This is a genomic window from Roseateles sp. (assembly GCF_965229315.1).
GTDB lineage: Bacteria > Pseudomonadota > Gammaproteobacteria > Burkholderiales > Burkholderiaceae_C > Pelomonas.
The window spans coordinates 2,030,961-2,048,573 of the sequence record NZ_CBDDJA010000002.1; the positions used below are offsets into that span (position 1 = coordinate 2,030,961).

Consider the following 17,613-nt stretch of genomic DNA (forward strand, 5'->3'; position numbering starts at 1 on the left):
GCTGCGGGCGTGCGCAGGCGCCGCCCGTCACGTCGGGACGGGCGGAAATCGGGGAACAGGCGCGATGGGCAGGCGCGGATGCGCCGGGGCGGTCAGCCGCGAGGCGGTGTCAGCAGCGGCACGACGACGCGGTCGCGCCAGTCCGGCGCGGCCGTGACGGGGCGGGCATCGCCCTCACCCGCCAGCATGGCCAGGCCCGTGGGCAGCCAGGCCAGGAAGGCCGTGGCGCCGCCATGCGAAGCATCCTCGGCCGAATCGCCAACGTCGAGCACGTCAGCGGTGTCATGCGAATGCTTGTGGAAGACGCCGCCATGCTGGTGCAGGCCGTTGGCCGGCCCGGTGCTCACCGTGAACCCCGCCACGAGCCGCGGGTCCTGCGCGGCGTGCAGATGGTCGAGCAGCGCACGCAGCGGCCGCGTCAGGCTCGCCAGCGCGGAACCCTGCGGCGCCAACGAACCGGTGTGCATGTGCCGGTGCCCCTGCACGCCCGCCACCAGCTGCGCCACGCTGTGCAACGGCAGCACGACGAGCAGCAGCACCAGGATGCCGACGCGCGTTCGTTGCAGCAGCGATGACAGGACAGGAGGCACGGGCGTGGTGATGGCGAAGCCGACCGGGGATGGAGAGCCGACGCCGCATTCTTGCGTGCGGTGATGGCCGGCATATGACAAGGCGTTCCCCTGTCATACGCAGGCCATGCACAAATGGATCACCTCAAACGTGGGAGCTCAAACGTGAAAGGCGCGCCGGCTCACCAGCCGGTGTACGGCGTCACCGCCAGGTTGGCGTTGACGTAGCGCGCGTCGCCGGTCACCTCCTCGCCCAGCCAGGGCGGGCGCGAGAAGGCCTGGTCCTCGGACTGCAGCTCGATCTCGGCGACCAGCAGGCCGGCGTTGGCACCCAGGAACTCGTCCACCTCCCAGGTCATGCCGTCGAACGCGCACAGGTGGCGGATCTTCTCGACGACCGGGCCGTCGCACAGCGCCAGCAGTTGCTGCGCGTCGGCCGGCGGCAGCTCGTACTCGAACTCGGCGCGTGTGGCGCCGCGCGTCGCGCCCTTGATGGTCAGGAACGCGCGCTCGCCGGCCAGGCGCACGCGCACGGTGCGCGCCGGGTCGCGGCTCAGGTAGCCCTGGCTGAAGCGCGTCTGGCGCGAGGCCGGCTGGCGCCAGCCCTCGCCGCTGACCAAGAACTTGCGTTCGATCTCAATGCCCATCGTCGGCCCCTGCTGCGGCGCGCGCTGCGGCCTCGCGCAGCTTGTCCTTCTTGCTCTTGCGCGTGGTGCTCTTGATGCCGCCGGCCGCCTGGGCCTCGCTGGCCACGGCCCCGGGCTCGAAGCCCGCCAGCCGTTCACGCGGCACGCGCCGGCCCTGGCGCTTCTCGATGAGGCGGAAATGGCTCTCGGCGTTCTCCGCACTGTCGGCGCAGATGAAGCTGACCGCCACGCCGGTGGCACCCGCGCGGCCGGTGCGGCCGATGCGGTGGGTGTAGTCGGCGGCCGAGCGCGGCAGCTCGTAGTTGACGACGGCGTCCAGCGCGTCCACGTGCAGGCCGCGCGCGGCCACGTCGGTGGCCACCAGCACCTGGACGCTGCCGTCCTTGAGCGCCGCCAGCACGTCGCGCCGCGCGCCCTGGCTCAGCTCGCCATGCAGCACGCCGGCCTTGAAGCCATGGGCGAAGAGCTTGTCCGACACCAGGTCGGCCGTGTAGCGGCTGGCGACAAACACCAGCGCGCGGCCCCAGCCCTCGTCGGTCAGCAGTTGCCGCAGCGCGGGCAGGCGCTGCGCGCGGTCGAGCTGGATGGCGCGCTGCGTGATCTGCGGCGGCGCCTCCTGGATGTCGATGCGCACCGGGTCGTGCAGCAGTTGCTCGGCCAGGCCTTGCACGGCCTGCGGGCAGGTGGCAGAGAACAGCAGCGTCTGGCGCCGCGCGGGCAGCAGCGCCAGCACGCGGTGCAGCTCGTCGGCAAAGCCGGCCGCCAGCAGGCGGTCGGCCTCGTCCAGCACCAGGCACGCCACGCCCGCGAGCGTCAGCCCGTTGTGGTCGATGAGGTCCAGCAGCCGGCCCGGCGTGGCCACCATCACGTCGCAGCCGCCGCGCAGCGCCATCAGCTGCGGGTTGATGGACACGCCACCGAACGCCAGCGCGACCTTGGGGCGGTGCAGCAGCAACGCGGCCACGTCGCGCAGCAGCTGCGCCGTCTGCGCGGCCAGCTCGCGCGTGGGTGCCAGCACCAGCACGCGCGGCCCCGGCCGCGGCGGCGACGCGACGAGGCGCTGCAGCAGCGGCAACACGAACGCGGCGGTCTTGCCGGAGCCGGTCTGGGCGAGCGCCAGCACATCGGCACCGGCCAGGATGGGCGGCAGCGCGGCCGTCTGCACGGCGGTCGGCGCGTGATAGCCCTGGTCGCGCACGGCGCGCAGCAGGGCGGGCGAGAGGCCCAGGGATGCAAAGGACATGCGCGATTAGAACAAGGCTTGCTGGTCGCCCGCCAACTGGCCGGCGGCCCGGGCCTCGATGAGCAGCAGCCGGCGCTTGGTGTCGATGCCGCCCGGTGCCGAAAAGCCGGTGGGCTCGCCCCCGGCGCCCATGACGCGGTGGCAGGGCACGATGGGCGCAAAGGGGTTGTCGCCTTCGGCCCGGCCGACGGCACGCGCCGCCCCGGGCTGGCCGAGGGCGGCGGCGATGTCGCCGTAGGTGCGCGTCTGGCCGGGCGGGATGGCGCGGGTCAGCGCGTGCACCTGGCGCCGGAACTCGGGGATGCCGCGCTCGTCGAGCACGACGTCGCGCAGGTCCGGCGTGCCGCCGGCCAGGAGCGCCTGCACCCCCCGGATGGCCGCGGCGATGGCCGCCGGCGGGCTGGCGACCTCCCGGGCGGCGGGGAAGCGCCGGCACAGGTCCTGCACGGTCACGTCGGGCAAGCGGGTGGCCACCACCCCTTGGGCACTCCAGACGATGCCGCAGCGCCCCAGCGCCGTGTCGAACACGCCGCAGCCCAGCGGCTCGTCCGCGGGACGCTCGGGGAGCGCGGCAGCCTCAGCCATCGGGCGTCCCGCAGGCGCTCGTCAAGCGGCCAGCGCCAGACCCGACAGCCGGGCAGCGGTGGCCTGCGCGGCCACCTCGCGCGGCGCCAGTGTCTTCAGGCGGTGGTCGCTCCACACCTGGCGCCAGCGGCGCGCACCGGGCGTGCCGTTCCACAGGCCCAGCGCATGGCGCATCGCGTACGACCAGGACCGGCCGCTGGCATGCACGCGTTCGAGGTAGCTCAGCCACTGGTCCTCGACCTGCTCGCGCCCAAGCGTCGAGTTCGGCGCAGGGTCGGGCTGGCCGAAGAAGCGCGAGTCCCATTGCACCAGGCTCCAGGGCTCGTGATAGGCCTCGCGGCCAATCATCACGCCATCCAGCACGGCCAGCTGCGCGGCGATCTCGTCGGGCGTCTTCAGGCCGCCGTTGACGGCGATGGTGAGCTGCGGGAAGTCGCGCTTCAACTGCGCCACCAGTTCGTAGCGCAACGGCGGGATCTCGCGGTTTTCCTTCGGGCTCAGGCCTTGCAGCCAGGCGTTGCGGGCATGGACGATGAAAACCTCGCAGCCGGCTTCGGCCACGGTGGCGACGAAGTCGCGCACGAAGCCGTAGCTCTCGTTTCTGTCGATGCCGATGCGGTGCTTGACCGTCACGGGCAGCGTCGTCGCGTCGCGCATGGCCTTCACGCAGTCGGCCACCAGCTGCGGCTCGGCCATCAGGCAGGCGCCGAACGCGCCCTTCTGCACGCGCTCGCTGGGGCAGCCGCAGTTCAGGTTGACCTCGTCGTAGCCCCAGCGCTCGGCCAGCTTCGCGCAGGCCGCCAGGTCGGCCGGCTCGCTGCCGCCGAGCTGCAGCGCCACGGGGTGCTCCTCGGCATTGAAGTCCAGGTGGCGCGGCTGGTCGCCATGCAGCAGCGCACCGGTCGTCACCATCTCGGTGTACAGCAGCGCGTGGCGCGTGAGCAGGCGGTGGAAGTAGCGGCAATGGCGGTCCGTCCAGTCCATCATGGGCGCAACGGACAGGCGCCAAGGGTTATAAGACGTTGATTTATCGGAAGAAACTGGCATTTCGACGGGTCAATCCGTAGCACGGATTTCCACAAATTTCCCCTGGCATACACTTTCCCAGTGCTACGGAAGTGCTACGGCCGCGACGCTCGCTTCGGCCCGTAGCAAATGGACCAGAGGGAGGACCAAAGAGCGATGCCATCAATTATCCCGTTGAACGGAAAGTGGCGTGCCCAGGTGCGCCGAAAAGGCGCACCGACGCAGACGAAGACCTTCGGGACGAAGGCGCTGGCCGAGGCCTGGGCCCGACAGGTGGAAACTGACGTGGAAGCGGGCCTGGCCGGCCTGGTGTCCCCCAAATCCAAGACGACGATTGGCGATCTGATCACGCGCTACACCGAGGAGGTGTCGAAGACGAAGCCCTTCGGCAAGAACAAGACGTGGGTGCTGAATCGGATGGCCGACAAGAAGACCGGCCTGGGAGCGGTCAAGGTGAACAACCTGACGGCGGAGCGCATCGTCCAGTACATCACTGAGGACCGCCGCGTGCAGGGCGTCACGGCGTCAATCGACCTGACCTACCTGGGCACCGTGCTGAAGATGGCCAGGTCGATCTGGCGCATCCACTCGCTGCGCAACGTCGTCGAGGACGCCCGCGAGGCCCTAAACCACATGGGCATGCTGGCGCGAAGCAATGAGCGCGACAGGCGGCCGACTCAGCCCGAGCTGGACGCGCTGCGGGCATGGTTCCGGCTGCACTCGCGCAGCCTCACCATGGACATCTTCGATTTCATCCTCGATAGCTGCTTTCGGCCGCCAAGCGAGATCTGTGGGCTGCGCTGGGAAGACCTGAATCGCGACGACAAGACGATCCTCATCCGCGACAGGAAGGACCCGCGCAAGAAGCTGGGGAACAACCAGTGCGTGCCTCTGCTCGGCCGCTGCATGGAGATCATCGAACGCCAGCCAAAGGACGGCGAACTCATCTTCCCGCTGAACGGCAAGAGCTGGAGCAGCGTGTTCCCTCGGGCTTGCGACAAGCTGGGCATTGAGGATCTGCAGCTCTACGACCTGCGGCACGAGGCGATCTCGCGCCTGGTCGAGTCGGGCAAGTACAGCATCCCCGAAATGATGCTCGTCACCGGCCACAAGGACCCGAAGCAACTCATGCGCTACACCCAACTACGGGCTGCGAATCTGCACCGCTGAAGATCCTCGGCTGAACCGCAGGCGCTGGCTAAGCCAGCGCGCGATAACGTAGGGTTTTCCCCGTTGAACATTGACTAGGCTGGAACGTCATAACGAGAGGACGGTGGCCTCCGGGCAAAAACTCCGGCCGGTAACATCGGCCCTGGCGCAAGCCCCTGCTTTTCCTCCCTGAGCAGGCCGTGTGAGTGAGCAACAAATACGGTTGACCCCGGGCGATGCCCGGGGTCTTTTGTTTGTCGCCACCAACGCATGAGATGCGCCAGTACGCATGCCGCGCAAAAAGCTAAAAAGGGACCTCTGACGGCTTGATGCGCAACGCCACCCACACACGATTGAACGTGACCCCGTCAGTCGCATCGTCTACGTGCACGACCAACCGCTGCCAGCGTGCGCCGCGAGGCGCGCCATGGGCCGCCCGCAGTTGGGGGTGGGTGCTGAACACGTAGCGCGCCGGCCTACCTGACTCGTCGACCAGTTGTGCCATGTCGAATGCATCAGCATCGAGTTCGCTCAACTGGGCCTCGGTGACATGGGTGTCGTCGTACTTCATCGGTAGCTCCAACGTTTTCAGGATCAGGCAGGCACCGTGCCTGGCTGAGCATTTCGTTTCTCCGCCTCGCGGCGCGCTCTGCCGCGAGTGGGCGGGAAACGCGCCTTTGCCACCGCCTCGGTGGCGTCGTAAGGCTCTCGAATGGGGTCGCACCACCAGACCTGGGGCACGGGCCTGACACTCTTGCGGCCGTCGCCGTGGTCTTCCCAGCCGAGCACCATGATCTGGCCGTCGCGCACCTTGACCCGCGCGTCGTCGAGCTGCCGAAACACGAGCTGGTCAGTCCCTCGAATACCCAGAAGCGATGCCGTCAACGGCCGGCCACCATCTGGATGCAGGCGCAGGACGGTGACCCAAAGCCGGCCGCGTAGCGGGACCATGTCTTCAAGGCTCTGCTGGGGGAGCTTCCTCCCTCGATGACGCAACTGGATGGCTTCGACCCACATACTGTGTATTTATACAGTATTGCCAACCGAGGGTGGAAGGGCGTCGCCGGGTTCGGCCCGGCGCCCATGAGCCCGTCGACCTGGCGACAAGATCTCGCAGCGGGCGAACTGGCCACGCGCTCGGCCCGTAGGGCTTGCGCAAAATCAGGGCGACCTCGGGAAGTTCCTAACCTCCCTAACCTGCCCGGCAATATCGCGAGATTCTTCAGTCACGACAGGCATTTACGGGACAAGCCAGAACCTAACCTTCTCCAAATCAAAACCTAATCAGGTTAGGAATTCATAACTTAACTTTTGCATCATAAAATCCCTTCCAAATCAACGACTTGTAGAGATATTAGGAAATTGGTTAGGAGAGATTAGGGGGCTAACCTAACCATAAATCCCCCAGTGTGACAACGACTTAGGCCCACTTTGTCGGCCTGGTTCAGAAGGTTAGGAACTTCCCGAGCGATCTCCGCAAACATTCAATCCGACGCGTTCACGGACGCAGCGCTCGCTCCCACCAGAGCGCCCCACAACTCTCGGTCATGCAGCACGAAGGCCGTCAGATCCCGTCAGCGTTTCCGCCCCGCCAATCGCCCGCCGGGCCGCTCCAGGCCTTGCAACGCATCCGGCCGGCATCGCCGTCAAAAGCGCCCTATTTAGCGCGCGGGCGGGGCGGGGTCCCGAGCGCGCGCCGCAATGCGTGGTCGCCCTCCCCTCTGGCGCGAGCGGGCGAAGTCCACCGTTGATACCCACAGGCTCACGGGCAACGCCTGGGCCTTTGTGACTAGCCAGTGACGGAGAATTGCACGCGGGGGAGCCCAGATTGAAAAAACCAACCAACGAGTTGTTCCGCAGGCAGCGGCGCATCAGCGCGCGACGGTCGCGCAAGCTTCGGCGTGAGCGCAGACGCTCCATCCTGGCGCGACGTGTACGCCACCGTCGGCCGCAGACCTTCGGCTCCATGTCCGTCGTCGTCCCGACCGACCTCCGATACCACGGCAGCGGGCGGACGCGGCAGATTTTTGACGACTTCATCCGGACGGTGACTGTCGGCTTGGCTTTGGGGCGTTCAGTGAAGCTGGACTTCTCCAAAACCGAGCGACTCTTTCCTTGTGGCCTGCTGCTCTTCCTCGGGCACCTCGATTGCTGGGTGGAGCTTCACAGGGCGAAGTTGTCCTGCACCTACCCGGAAAACGACGTTGTGGAGCAAATGCTGCAGTCAGCGAAGGTGTTCTCTCAGCTGGGCTTGCCGCCTCGCAAGGCCGTGGCAGCCCACGACGTTATCAAGTGGCACCAGTTCGAGGGTCACAACGCCGATGCCACGCCCATTGAGCCATTCCTTGAAGAGGTACGAACGGCGACGGGAGCAGATTGGCAACTTGGTTTGGGCTCATGCATCGCCGAGGCCTTGACCAACGTGAGAAAGCACGCATATCAGGACAAGGCCGCATCCCATTGGTGGATGTTCGCGACGGTCAACATGGAGTCAAAACGCATCTTCGTCGCGATGCATGATCGCGGCGACTCCATCCCGGCGACGCTGCTGGCCAAGCCCGAATGGATCGATCAAGTCACCTTCCGAAGGCTTCGCCGCGGTGGTGACTGCGAGCTAATTAGCGCCGCCGCTGGCGGCAGGACGCGAACACGCTTGTATTACCGAGGCAAGGGTTTACCCGAAATGGTAGAGTTCACTGAAAGGCACCGAGCGAACGCTCTTGCGATCTACAGCCGCCGTGGCTACTTTGTCATGGGGGATGGAGGTAGCTCGACGGCGACTGGTACGCTCAACAACCCGGTCGACGGCACGCTGTTGATCTGGACCCTCAACTACGGAGTTAAATCATGAATCGCTCGATTGTTGTAGCGCGTGACTTCTCCCGTAGCCCTGCAGGTCGGACCGTTGACGACGGGCCGAACTCGGGTGAGAGATTCCGCGAAGAATGGCTGTGGCCGGCCCTCAATGAGGGTGACGACGAAGTGGAGATCGACTTGCGCGGGGCGCTGACGTTTGGCTCGTCGTTCCTTGACGAGGCTTTTGGTGGCTTGGTGCGCAAGTACCGGTGCTCGCCCAAACTTCTGCGTCGCCGTCTGCTCATTCGATCCGATCTCGACCTTTACGTGACCAAGATCTGGAGCTACGTGGAGGATGCCGGTAAGCACGAGGGCGTGCACTGAGCGCGGTTGACGAGTTCGCCAAGTGGCTGCCGGCGTTTGGCTTCGCCGTCACCGCTGTAGGCTGGTTCATCTCCAGCGCTCAGGCAAACAGTCGCGAGGCTCGCAAGGAGAAGCGCTCAGAGGTCGACGCATGCTGCGACCTCGCTGCAGACATCCTTGAAAAATCGCGCTTGTACTACCTGAGAGAGCCGGACGAGAAGAGTCCCGGTGAAGCAGCTGATTTGTCGTTCAGCGTAATGCGCCTGCTCAAGCGGCTGCAGCGCCTAGAGCGGCAGCACAGGTCTTTCAAGGTCAGCGACGCGGGTGGCGACCTGTTCGAAACGGTGACGGGCGAGGATTTCGAGTCCAAGAACCGGGTGGCCAAGACCTTGAAGGACGACCACATCCGTCGCATCGAAGAGGCGGTTCACCGTGTGATCGATGACCTTGAATCTGGCTTCGAAACCGAGTTCAAGAGCCGCCGTCAAAAGATCAGGGAATGGCGCAAGGCCAGGAAGAGCTGGCGCCCGTAGAGCACCGACTGCTGCAATGTCGATTTCGACGGCACCCGGCGTCGTTCAACGGCGACGCCTTGCGGGATCACGCGGTACCTCTGTCACCCGGCACCGTCGCGATCACATACGGCTCAAACCGCACCACCTCTTCCCCCATCCACTCATTCAACGCCAGAAACCGCGCCTGCAGCGGCTCGATCTCATTGCGGGCGAACACCTGCGCCGCCGGCAGCACCGCGCCAAAGCCACCCGTGTTCCCCGGCACGATGCCCAGCAACTGCGGCGGGATGCGATGGGCCGCCAGCACGTCATCGCGGCTGACGCTTTTGATGTTGAAGAAGTCGTCCTTCGCTGCCACCTCGCTCACCGGAATGAGCTGCACCCCATCCTTCTTGCCGTTGGGCGAGTAGAGGAACAGGTTGCGAAAGTTGCCCGGCCCCTTGCTGCTCTTTAACGCCTCGCGGATCGAGTCGATGTCTTCCTGCTGCTGGGCCGGGTCGCTGATGTAGAGGATGAAGCCCGCGTGGCTGCCGTTGTTGTAGTACCGACGTCGGAACAGCGTGGCCGACTCATTCAGCCAGGCCGCCTGCAGGCTCGAAAGGTACTCCGGCAGGCCGTAGATCTCCTGGTTGATGTCCGCCTCGCGCATGTGAAAGATCGAGCCGCGCACGAACTCGTGCTCGTCCTTCCAGCCCCGCACGAAGAAGTAGCGGTCCAGCTCGGCCCCGCGCCGCACGTACTTTGCAAGCGGGTGCAAGAGCTGCAGGTTGCGCCCCGTCGCGCTGCGCGGCAGCTCCAGGTAGCCATTGCCGAACGTCAAAAAGTCCAGCACCAGCGCGCCGAACACCTCGGCGCTCAGCAGCCTGTGCGGCTTGAACGTGGACACCCGCCTGACGGCGGCGCAAGCCCGGGACAGCCACGCATGAGCGTCGCCCCGCTTACCGGCGTCGAGCTGCCGGACGGCCTGCTGCAGGACACCTGGGAGCGCATGCGCCAGGGCCGCGCCCACTGGCCGGCCGACTTCCAGCAATCCATGGCGCACCCGCTGGTGTCGCGCGTGGTGCGCATCAGAGCTGCGCTACGCGTCCGACGGCGGGCTGGCGTCTCGCAGTCCTCTCAGCCACCGCGCGCTGAGCGCCGCGCCCCGAGTTCCCCCGTCTCCACCAACCGCCCAGCCGTGGACCGCAAGCGCGCGGCTGCGGCCGACAACGACTGACCCTGAAGGAAGCAGCACATGCGCACATCCGCAGCGCGTCGCAATGACCGACGCGCCACCCCCCACAGCCATCCCGTCGCCATCGCCATGGCGACGAACCGCATGCGCAATCACCTGCGCACCGTTGGCATCGAGCTATTCATGACCAGCGACGGCGAGACGGCGCGCGGCCTTGTCAGCCACTTGGCCTGGATCGTCGGCATCGGCGCTGAGATCGCCGCCAACACCGCGCCCGGCAGCGACCTGGCGCGCCGCCAGCACGCGATGCTGCGCAACCTGGTGCAGATTGCCACCGAGGGCTGCGCCTGGCGCGCTGCCCTGGCCGAGCAGATCTGGACAGCGGCCCAGGAAGGCCACGACCTGATGGTCAGGCATCCGACCCTCGGCCTGGCCGTCCTCGCCGGCGCCGACCACCTGGCAGCGCGCGTCGCCGCCGGCGACGTGTGCATTTCCGATGTCGCCGGCGCCGAGATCTACCGGGAGGCCGCGCATTGAGCCCCTTCGACCCGAACTTCAAGAGCAGCCTGGTCGCCGAAATGCTCACACCGCGCGGCCGGCGCGCCGCAAGGGCCTCCCGCCAGGCCAGCGCCCGCATCGACGCCATGCGCGCCTCCGACGACCCCCTGCAGCGCGCCAATGCCTCGGGAACTATCCCCGGCCTGGGCCAGCAGCCCGACCACGCCAAAACCAGCCGCATCCTGAAGCCGGCAAAGCTCTAAGCATGCGTACCCAGTTCGCCCTTCTCCTACTGACCGACGGCCGGCCAACCATGACCCACGCCGAGTTCGCCAGGCTCCGCAGCAAGAGCCCCCGCACGATCCAAAACGAGATCTACGCCAAAAGGAACCCCGTACCCTTTTGGAAGGACGGCGGGGACTACATGTGCAGCGTGGCCGACGTAGCCACCTGGCTGGACGGCCAGCGCGACATCGCCATCAGCGAGCTACCGCACCTGGCGGTCTACTCCGACTAGCTGACAAATCGCCACGAAGCAAAGCGGCCCGCGATCAACGATCCGGGCCGCTTCGTTTTGGCAGCGTGATCAACAGGTTCCTGAGACTAGAGCCGCGCTGAGACCATATGCGCGTACGCGAGCAGCCACCCCAGCAATTGATCAAACTTCTCGACGTGCCAGTTGAAGCCGTCATCAGATGGCAGGAGCTGATGATCAAGCAAATGGATGGTGGTGTTCAGCCTGCCGTTCCCGAAATACTGGCCTACTAAGTCTCGAATCTCTTGAGTTGGCGCCGCCAGCCCGGCGTCCCTAGCGATGCCCTCCGCAAAGTCGTCCGCGCTTGATGCTTGCCCACGCCTGTGAACGATTAGATGCCGCATCCGTTCGACCAAGAAGAGCACCACTTTGAGGTCAACGGCGAGCGCATTGCGGGATTCGACTTGACTGATCCCAGGAAAGGCTCGCAAGCGACTCGCCGCAACGGTGGCCTTCATGCCGCGCAGGCCTCTGGCTTTCTCGATCCACCACGAGGTGGGCATCCCAGCATGCCCTCCAATCGACGTCAAATCCTTGCTGGACCAGATGGTCGAATCGATGGCGCCGGCGCACCCATATGCGTCAGTCATGAAGTCTTCAAAGTGCTCAAACACCTCAGCAAGCAGCCACTGATATTGCCTGTTGTGACTCACCACCAACGCACTCAACAATTCGTCGTGTGACTGCTCGCGATGGTCGTAGAAGACATGTTGAGAAGAGGTGTCTCGGAACGACAACGACAGCATGACTGCTGCGGCACGGATGCCGGCTTCATTGGCCCGGTTCCGCTGTTCAGTGCGATGCGCGAATTCGCGCAGGACAAGGCTTTTCACCTGCCTGCGCTCCTGCTCAATCTGTGCTGCTGCAGCCTTTAGGCGATCAAACGCAGCGGTTATCTCAGGCGATGGCATCCGCGAGGCCCCAAGGTGGAATCGTCAGCGCAATCGTCTCGCTTGCGCGTTGCACTGCTTGTATCAGTCCACGCGGGCAAAACCACAAAGCTGCACGAGAGCAAGATCCTCATGCCGGGCCGCGCCAATCGGTGACCAATGCCCGTCCTGCGCCATCGCAGCTGCTACGAGATTGCTACGACCGCCAGATAACCCGCATGAATAAAGGCCCCGCCGTCCAATCCATCATCGGCGCGACGGACAGGCGCCAGGGGCTGTGGCGCGCGGGATCGGCCACGCTCATGCCAGGTCGCGCAGCGGGTGCGACTCGGGCGTCCAGGGGCTGACGAAGAAGGCCGCGACCTCGGCCGGGTCGATGTCGGCCACCTGCGCCGGTTTCCAGCGGGGCTGGTGGTCCTTGTCCACGGCCAGCGCGCGGATGCCCTCCACCGTCTCGCTGCGCGCGGCGCCGCGCAGGTGGAAGCTGTGGTGCACCAGGTCGCGCTCCAGGCGCAGGTCGTCGGCCAGGCTGAGCTTGCGGCCGCGGCGCACCAGCTCCAGCGTGACAGCGGTCATCGTCGGCGAACGCTTCAGCAGCGCGGCGTGGGTCTGCTGGGCCCAGGGGTCGGGCGTGGCGGCGAGCGAGTCCAGGATGGCGGCCAGGGTCGGCAGGCCGAAGTGGCGGTCGATGCGCTCGGCCGCCGCCTTGGGATCGGACGCGGGCGCCAGGTCCACGCGCTCCATGACGGTCGCCACGACATGCTCGGCGCTGGGCTGGTGGCCGTGGCGCAGGTCGTCGACCATGCCGGGCCACTGCGCCGAGCGCACGAACACGTCGCCCAGGCCCCACTCGATGGCGTCGCCGGCCGCGATGGCGTGGCCGGTCAGCGCCAGCCATTCGCCGACGTGCCCCGGGCACTGCGCGAGAAAGTAGCCGCCGCCGACGTCCGGAAACAGGCCGATGCCGGTCTCGGGCATGGCGAGCTTGGAGTGTTCGCTGAGCACGCGCAGCTTGGCGCCCTGGCTGATGCCCATGCCGCCGCCCATCACCACGCCGTCCATCAACGCGATGTAGGGCTTGGGGTAGTGGTGGATCAGGTGGTTGAGACGGTATTCCTCGGTGAAGAAGTCTTCCAGCGCCGGGTCGCCCGCATGGGCCGCCTGGTGGAAGAAGCGGATGTCGCCGCCCGCGCAGAAGGCCGGTGCCTTGCCTTCGCGGCCGGCGCCCAGCACCGCCACGGCCTGGATCTCGGGGTGCGCGGCCCAGTGGCGCAGCAGCGTGGTCATGTCGCGCACCATGGCCAGCGACAGCGCGTTCAGCGCCTGCGGGCGGTTCAGCGTGATGAGGCCGAGGCAGCCATTGACCTCGGCCAGGATCTGGCCGTCGGATACCAGGGGCGGGATCAGGTCGTTCATGCGTTCTTCAAGGCAGGTTGGACGGAAGGAGGAGCAAGGGCTTCGTGGGCGATGAGCGCGGCCAGCACGAGGCCGCCGCCCACCAGCGCCGCACTGCCCGGATGTTCGCCTGCAAACAGCCAGGCCCACAACACGCCGAGCAGCGTTTCGCCCTGGCCGAGCAGCGCGATCTCGTGGCTGGGCAGCTCCCGCGCGATGCGCACCGCAACCAGGCAGGGTACGGCGAGCTGCAAGACCCCGAGCAGCGCCAGCAGATTCAGGTCGTGCGCGCCGGCCTGCAGCGGCCAGGCCAGCGGCAGCGTGACGGCCATGGAGATCAGCGCGCCGATCAGCACGGCGGGCAGCATGTCGGCGTTGGGCCCGATTTTCTGCAGCAGGCACCAGTTCGTCGCAGCCGCGAGCGGCACGCCCAGCGCCACGACCACACCGAGCAGCGGCCCGCCCAGCTGGCCGCCGAACATCCACGCAATGCCCGCGCCGGCCACGACGATGGCCGCCCAGGTGCGCGCGGGGATGGGCTGGCGCAGGAAGACGCGGGCGAACACGGCCGTGAACAGCGGCGACAGCGACATCGTGACCAGCACGTTGGCCACCGTCGTCAACGACAGCGCCACCATGAAGGCCGTGAACATGACGGCCCAGCACAGGCCCGACGCCCAGACCGCGCCGCCGCGCATGGCAGAGATCAGCGCCCTGCCCCGCATGACGCCCAGGATGGCCAGCAGTGCCAGCGCATTGAACGCGCTGCGCCAGAACGTGATCTCGAAACCCCGCGCCGCGTCCAGATGCCGCGTGACCACGCCCGCCGAACTCCACATCAGCGTGACCAGCAGCATCAGCAAGACGGCAGACCGGTGACTCATGAAAGAGCGCCCCTGAAAAGGGGCGCGGGCAATGCTCTGGCTAGAGCCCCCTCTCGGAGGGGGCCGGGGGGAGCTCAACGAGCCGCACGGCGCAAAGGCGCGAGCCTTTAGGCGCGCGACGCGCGCTTTCTTTCGTTCTCCGAAAGAAAGCGCTTGCGCAGGCGCACGCTCTTCGGCGTGATCTCGACCAGTTCGTCGTCCTCGATGAACTCGACACCGTACTCCAGCGTCAGGTCGATGGGCGGCGTGATCTTGATCGCGTCTTCCTTGCCGCTGACGCGGAAGTTGGTCAGCTGCTTGGTGCGCGTCGCGTTGACGACCAGGTCGTTGTCGCGGCTGTGGATGCCCACGATCATGCCCTCGTACACCGGGTCGTTGGGCTTGACGAACATGCGGCCGCGGTCGTCCAGCTTGCCCAGCGCATAGGTGAAGATCTCGCCAGCGTCCATGGAGATCAGCACGCCGTTCTTGCGGCTGGCGATGTCGCCCTTGTGCGGCTCGTAGCCGTCGAAGATGTTGCTGATCAGGCCCGAGCCGCGGGTCAGGTTCAGGAACTCGTTCGTGAAGCCGATCAGGCCCCGCGCCGGGATGCGGTACTCCAGGCGCACGCGGCCACGGCCGTCCGGCTCCATGTTGACCAGCTCGCCCTTGCGCTCGCCCAGCGCCTGCATGACGCCGCCCTGGTGGGTTTCTTCCACGTCGGCGGTGACCAGCTCGATGGGCTCGTGCTTCTCGCCGTCGATGGTGCGGAACACCACGCGCGGCTTGGAGACGGCCAGCTCGTAACCTTCGCGGCGCATGTTCTCCAGCAGGATGGTCAGGTGCAGTTCACCGCGGCCCATCACTTCGAAGATGCCGTCCTCGTCGGTTTCCGACACGCGCAGCGCGACGTTGCTCTGCAGTTCCTTCTGCAGGCGGTCCCAGATCTGGCGGCTGGTGACGTACTTGCCTTCGCGACCGGCCAGCGGGCTGGTGTTGACGCAGAAGTTCATCGTCAGCGTCGGCTCGTCGACCTTGAGCATGGGCAGCGGTGCCGGGTCGGTCAGGCTGGTGACGGTCACGCCGATGCTGATGTCGTCGATGCCGTTGATCAGCACGATGTCGCCCGGGCCGGCCGAGTTGGTCTGCACACGGTCCAGGCCTTGGAAGGTCAGCACATTGTTGACGCGGCCCTTGGTGGTCTTGCCGTCCGGGCCTTCCATGACGGCCACGTCCATGCCGGGCTTGAGCGTGCCCTGGCTGATGCGGCCCACGCCGATGCGGCCGACGAAGGTGGAGTAGTCCAGCGCCGAGATCTGCAGCTGCAGCGGCGCGGCCGGGTCACCCTTCTGGGCCGGCACGTGCTTCAGGATGGTGTTGAACAGGGCCGACATGTCGGGGCCCCACTGCTCACCGGGCGCGCCCTCTTCCAGCGACGTCCAGCCGTTGATGCCCGAAGCGTAGACGACCGGGAAGTCGAGCTGCTCGTCGTTGGCACCCAGCTTGTCGAACAGGTCGAACGCGGCGTTGATGACGGCGTCGGGCTTGGCGCCCGGCTTGTCGACCTTGTTGACGACGACGATGGGCTTGAGGCCCAGCGCCAGCGCCTTCTTGGTCACGAAGCGCGTCTGCGGCATCGGGCCTTCCTGCGCATCGATCAGCAGCACCACGCCGTCGACCATGGACAGCGCGCGCTCGACCTCGCCGCCGAAGTCCGCGTGGCCCGGGGTGTCGACGATGTTGATGTGCGTGCCTTCCCAGCTCACGGCGCAGTTCTTGGCCAGGATGGTGATGCCGCGCTCGCGTTCGATGGCGTTGCTGTCCATCACGGTGTCGACGACCTTCTCATGCTCGGCGAACGTGCCGCTCTGGCGCAGGAGCTGGTCCACCATGGTGGTTTTGCCGTGGTCGACGTGGGCAATGATGGCGATGTTGCGGATCGGGGTGGTCATGGTGATGCTTCTAGAAAAACCGGTTCAGGCGGCGAGGAGCGCCTGGACCTCCGGTGGGGTCAACAGGCGGTCGGCGATCAGTTCGCCAGAGGTGATGTGGGCGCTGCCGAGGAAGGCGCGCAGTTCGGGGCCGTAGACGCGCACACGCGGTGCGTCGGGCGCAGTCACGCGGCGGCGCAGGCCGGACAGGAAGCGCGCCGCTTCGGCGGCATCCAGTCGCAGTTCGGGCGCGTCCGCCAGCAGGCGGTCGGGCGAGGTCAGCAGCGCCGCGCGTTGCTCTTCCGGCAGCGCTTCCAGCGCGGTCAGCGTGATGCTGCCGTCCAGCGTCAGGCCGCCGGAGCCGGTGCGGCGCAGCGCGGCGAGCGAGGCACCGCAGCCGAGCGCAGTGCCGATGTCTTCGGCCAGCGTGCGGATGTAGGTGCCTTTGGTGCAGCGGACGTCGAGGGTCACGGTGCCAGCCTGCACGCTGACGATGTCGATGGCATGAATCGTCACGCGGCGGCTCTTGCGCTCGATCTCGATGCCGGCGCGCGCGTACTCGTACAGCGCGCGGCCCTCGTGCTTGAGCGCCGAATACATCGGCGGCATCTGGTCGATCTCGCCGGTGAAGGCGGCGCAGGCACTGGCGATCTGTACCGCGGTGATGCCGTCGGCGTCGCGGCGCTCCAGCACCTCGCCTTCGGCGTCGCCGGTGGTGGTGCGGATGCCCAGCGCCAGCGTGGCGAGGTAGCGCTTGTCGGCGTCCAGGCTGGCCTGGCTGAACTTGGTGGCGGCGCCGAAGCACAGCGGCAGCAGACCGGTGGCCAGCGGGTCCAGCGTGCCGGTGTGGCCGGCCTTCTCGGCGCGCAGCAGCCACTTGGCCTTCTGCAACGCGTCGTTGCTCGACAAGCCCAGCGGCTTGTCGAGCAACAACACGCCATGCAGCGCGCGGCGTTGCACCCGCACGCGGGGCGGGCGGCTTTCCTTCGGGGCCAGGGCCGGCGCGGCCAAGGCAGCGGCCTCAGTCATTCGGTTCCTCATCCTCCAACGCGCGACTCGCGTTGGCCTTGTTGATCAACGCACTCATCTCGGCGGCGCGCTCGATGGTGCGGTCGAACTGGAAATGCAGCGTCGGCACGGTGTGGATCTGCAGGCGCTTGAACAGGCCGTTGCGCAGGAAACCTGCGGCCTCGTTCAGGGCTTCCTGCGTCTCGGCCGGGTCGCCGACCAGCACCGAGAAGAACACCTTGGCGTGCGCATAGTCCGGCGTGACCTCGATCGCACTGATCGTGGCCATGCCGATGCGCGGATCCTTCAGCTCGCGGATCAGCTCCGCCAGATCGCGCTGGATCTGGTCGGCGACGCGGAAAGCTCGGTTGGGGATGGCGCGTTTGTGTCTCATGGCAGGTTTCCTGATCAGGCTGTTTGCATGGT

21 protein-coding genes and 1 pseudogene are annotated in these 17,613 nt (G+C 66.7%); 8 read left to right on the forward strand and 14 right to left on the reverse strand.

Annotation, left to right across the window (positions count from 1 at the left end):
- Nucleotides 1–92 precede the first annotated feature (92 nt).
- From ACO07H_RS14190 to dusA, 5 genes are all read right to left on the reverse strand, one after another.
- Entirely contained in the window at nucleotides 93–590 is a 498-nt protein-coding gene (locus tag ACO07H_RS14190) for a hypothetical protein (protein ID WP_422015201.1), read from the reverse strand.
- A 161-nt stretch (nucleotides 591–751) separates the two neighbouring features.
- A complete protein-coding gene (locus tag ACO07H_RS14195; RefSeq protein ID WP_422015203.1) occupies nucleotides 752–1,216 on the reverse strand; it encodes a CYTH domain-containing protein in 465 nt (154 codons plus the stop codon).
- The gene (locus tag ACO07H_RS14200; RefSeq protein ID WP_422015205.1) at nucleotides 1,206–2,459 is read right to left on the reverse strand and encodes a DEAD/DEAH box helicase; all 1,254 of its coding nucleotides are present in this window, start codon (nucleotides 2,457–2,459) and stop codon (nucleotides 1,206–1,208) included. Before ACO07H_RS14200 ends, ACO07H_RS14195 begins: the two co-directional genes overlap by 11 nt.
- Before the next feature lie 6 nt (nucleotides 2,460–2,465).
- Entirely contained in the window at nucleotides 2,466–3,044 is a 579-nt protein-coding gene (locus tag ACO07H_RS14205) for a methylated-DNA--[protein]-cysteine S-methyltransferase (protein ID WP_422015207.1), read from the reverse strand.
- Between the two features lie 21 nt (nucleotides 3,045–3,065).
- Nucleotides 3,066–4,091 (reverse strand): tRNA dihydrouridine(20/20a) synthase DusA, encoded by a 1,026-nt coding sequence (gene dusA, locus ACO07H_RS14210; protein ID WP_422015209.1) that lies wholly within the window; start codon nucleotides 4,089–4,091, stop codon nucleotides 3,066–3,068.
- 135 nt (nucleotides 4,092–4,226) lie between these two features.
- Here dusA and ACO07H_RS14215 point away from each other — a divergent pair, with 135 nt between their 5' ends.
- Complete coding sequence (locus ACO07H_RS14215) at nucleotides 4,227–5,240, forward strand: tyrosine-type recombinase/integrase (protein ID WP_422015211.1); 1,014 nt, start codon at nucleotides 4,227–4,229, stop codon at nucleotides 5,238–5,240.
- Nucleotides 5,241–5,523: 283 nt separating this feature from the next.
- Here ACO07H_RS14215 and ACO07H_RS14220 read toward each other — a convergent pair whose 3' ends face one another.
- Both ACO07H_RS14220 and ACO07H_RS14225 read right to left on the reverse strand, forming a co-directional pair.
- The gene (locus tag ACO07H_RS14220) at nucleotides 5,524–5,790 is read right to left on the reverse strand and encodes a hypothetical protein (protein WP_422015212.1); all 267 of its coding nucleotides are present in this window, start codon (nucleotides 5,788–5,790) and stop codon (nucleotides 5,524–5,526) included.
- Between the two features lie 23 nt (nucleotides 5,791–5,813).
- The gene (locus ACO07H_RS14225) at nucleotides 5,814–6,236 is read right to left on the reverse strand and encodes a hypothetical protein (protein ID WP_422015214.1); all 423 of its coding nucleotides are present in this window, start codon (nucleotides 6,234–6,236) and stop codon (nucleotides 5,814–5,816) included.
- Nucleotides 6,237–7,185: 949 nt separating this feature from the next.
- On the opposite strand from ACO07H_RS14225, the gene ACO07H_RS14230 reads away from it, so the two are divergent.
- The 3 genes from ACO07H_RS14230 (at nucleotide 7,186) to ACO07H_RS14240 (ending at nucleotide 8,911) form a co-directional block, all read left to right on the forward strand.
- Nucleotides 7,186–8,070, forward strand: a complete 885-nt coding sequence (locus tag ACO07H_RS14230; RefSeq protein WP_422015216.1) for a hypothetical protein — start codon at nucleotides 7,186–7,188, stop codon at nucleotides 8,068–8,070.
- A complete protein-coding gene (locus ACO07H_RS14235) occupies nucleotides 8,067–8,399 on the forward strand; it encodes an STAS-like domain-containing protein (RefSeq protein ID WP_422015218.1) in 333 nt (110 codons plus the stop codon). The genes ACO07H_RS14230 and ACO07H_RS14235 overlap by 4 nt, the downstream gene beginning before the upstream one ends.
- 170 nt (nucleotides 8,400–8,569) lie before the next feature.
- Nucleotides 8,570–8,911: a hypothetical protein gene (locus ACO07H_RS14240; RefSeq protein ID WP_422015220.1), complete on the forward strand. Its 342-nt coding sequence runs from the start codon at nucleotides 8,570–8,572 to the stop codon at nucleotides 8,909–8,911.
- 67 nt (nucleotides 8,912–8,978) lie between these two features.
- Here the strand turns inward: ACO07H_RS14240 and ACO07H_RS14245 are convergent.
- Nucleotides 8,979–9,776 (reverse strand): annotated as a pseudogene (locus ACO07H_RS14245) (phage portal protein); the annotation flags it as partial.
- Between the two features lie 39 nt (nucleotides 9,777–9,815).
- On the opposite strand from ACO07H_RS14245, the gene ACO07H_RS14250 reads away from it, so the two are divergent.
- From ACO07H_RS14250 to ACO07H_RS14265, 4 genes are all read left to right on the forward strand, one after another.
- Complete coding sequence (locus ACO07H_RS14250; RefSeq protein ID WP_422015222.1) at nucleotides 9,816–10,109, forward strand: hypothetical protein; 294 nt, start codon at nucleotides 9,816–9,818, stop codon at nucleotides 10,107–10,109.
- Between the two features lie 87 nt (nucleotides 10,110–10,196).
- Entirely contained in the window at nucleotides 10,197–10,604 is a 408-nt protein-coding gene (locus ACO07H_RS14255; protein WP_422015224.1) for a hypothetical protein, read from the forward strand.
- Complete coding sequence (locus ACO07H_RS14260) at nucleotides 10,601–10,828, forward strand: hypothetical protein (RefSeq protein WP_422015226.1); 228 nt, start codon at nucleotides 10,601–10,603, stop codon at nucleotides 10,826–10,828. Before ACO07H_RS14255 ends, ACO07H_RS14260 begins: the two co-directional genes overlap by 4 nt.
- Nucleotides 10,829–10,830: 2 nt before the next feature.
- Nucleotides 10,831–11,082, forward strand: a complete 252-nt coding sequence (locus ACO07H_RS14265) for a hypothetical protein (protein ID WP_422015228.1) — start codon at nucleotides 10,831–10,833, stop codon at nucleotides 11,080–11,082.
- Nucleotides 11,083–11,168: 86 nt separating this feature from the next.
- On the opposite strand, the gene ACO07H_RS14270 is transcribed toward ACO07H_RS14265, so the two are convergent.
- The 6 genes from ACO07H_RS14270 to rbfA all read right to left on the reverse strand — a co-directional run bounded on the left by ACO07H_RS14270 (nucleotide 11,169) and on the right by rbfA (nucleotide 17,581).
- Nucleotides 11,169–11,933, reverse strand: a complete 765-nt coding sequence (locus ACO07H_RS14270; protein WP_422015230.1) for a hypothetical protein — start codon at nucleotides 11,931–11,933, stop codon at nucleotides 11,169–11,171.
- A gap of 357 nt (nucleotides 11,934–12,290) precedes the next feature.
- Nucleotides 12,291–13,406, reverse strand: a complete 1,116-nt coding sequence (locus ACO07H_RS14275) for an enoyl-CoA hydratase/isomerase family protein (RefSeq protein ID WP_422015232.1) — start codon at nucleotides 13,404–13,406, stop codon at nucleotides 12,291–12,293.
- Nucleotides 13,403–14,269: a DMT family transporter gene (locus ACO07H_RS14280; protein WP_422015234.1), complete on the reverse strand. Its 867-nt coding sequence runs from the start codon at nucleotides 14,267–14,269 to the stop codon at nucleotides 13,403–13,405. Before ACO07H_RS14280 ends, ACO07H_RS14275 begins: the two co-directional genes overlap by 4 nt.
- A 107-nt stretch (nucleotides 14,270–14,376) precedes the next feature.
- A complete protein-coding gene (gene typA, locus ACO07H_RS14285; RefSeq protein ID WP_422015236.1) occupies nucleotides 14,377–16,200 on the reverse strand; it encodes a translational GTPase TypA in 1,824 nt (607 codons plus the stop codon).
- A 24-nt stretch (nucleotides 16,201–16,224) separates the two neighbouring features.
- Complete coding sequence (gene truB, locus ACO07H_RS14290) at nucleotides 16,225–17,208, reverse strand: tRNA pseudouridine(55) synthase TruB (protein ID WP_422015238.1); 984 nt, start codon at nucleotides 17,206–17,208, stop codon at nucleotides 16,225–16,227.
- The gene (gene rbfA, locus ACO07H_RS14295; RefSeq protein ID WP_422015240.1) at nucleotides 17,201–17,581 is read right to left on the reverse strand and encodes a 30S ribosome-binding factor RbfA; all 381 of its coding nucleotides are present in this window, start codon (nucleotides 17,579–17,581) and stop codon (nucleotides 17,201–17,203) included. Before rbfA ends, truB begins: the two co-directional genes overlap by 8 nt.
- Between the last annotated feature and the right edge of the window lie 32 nt (nucleotides 17,582–17,613).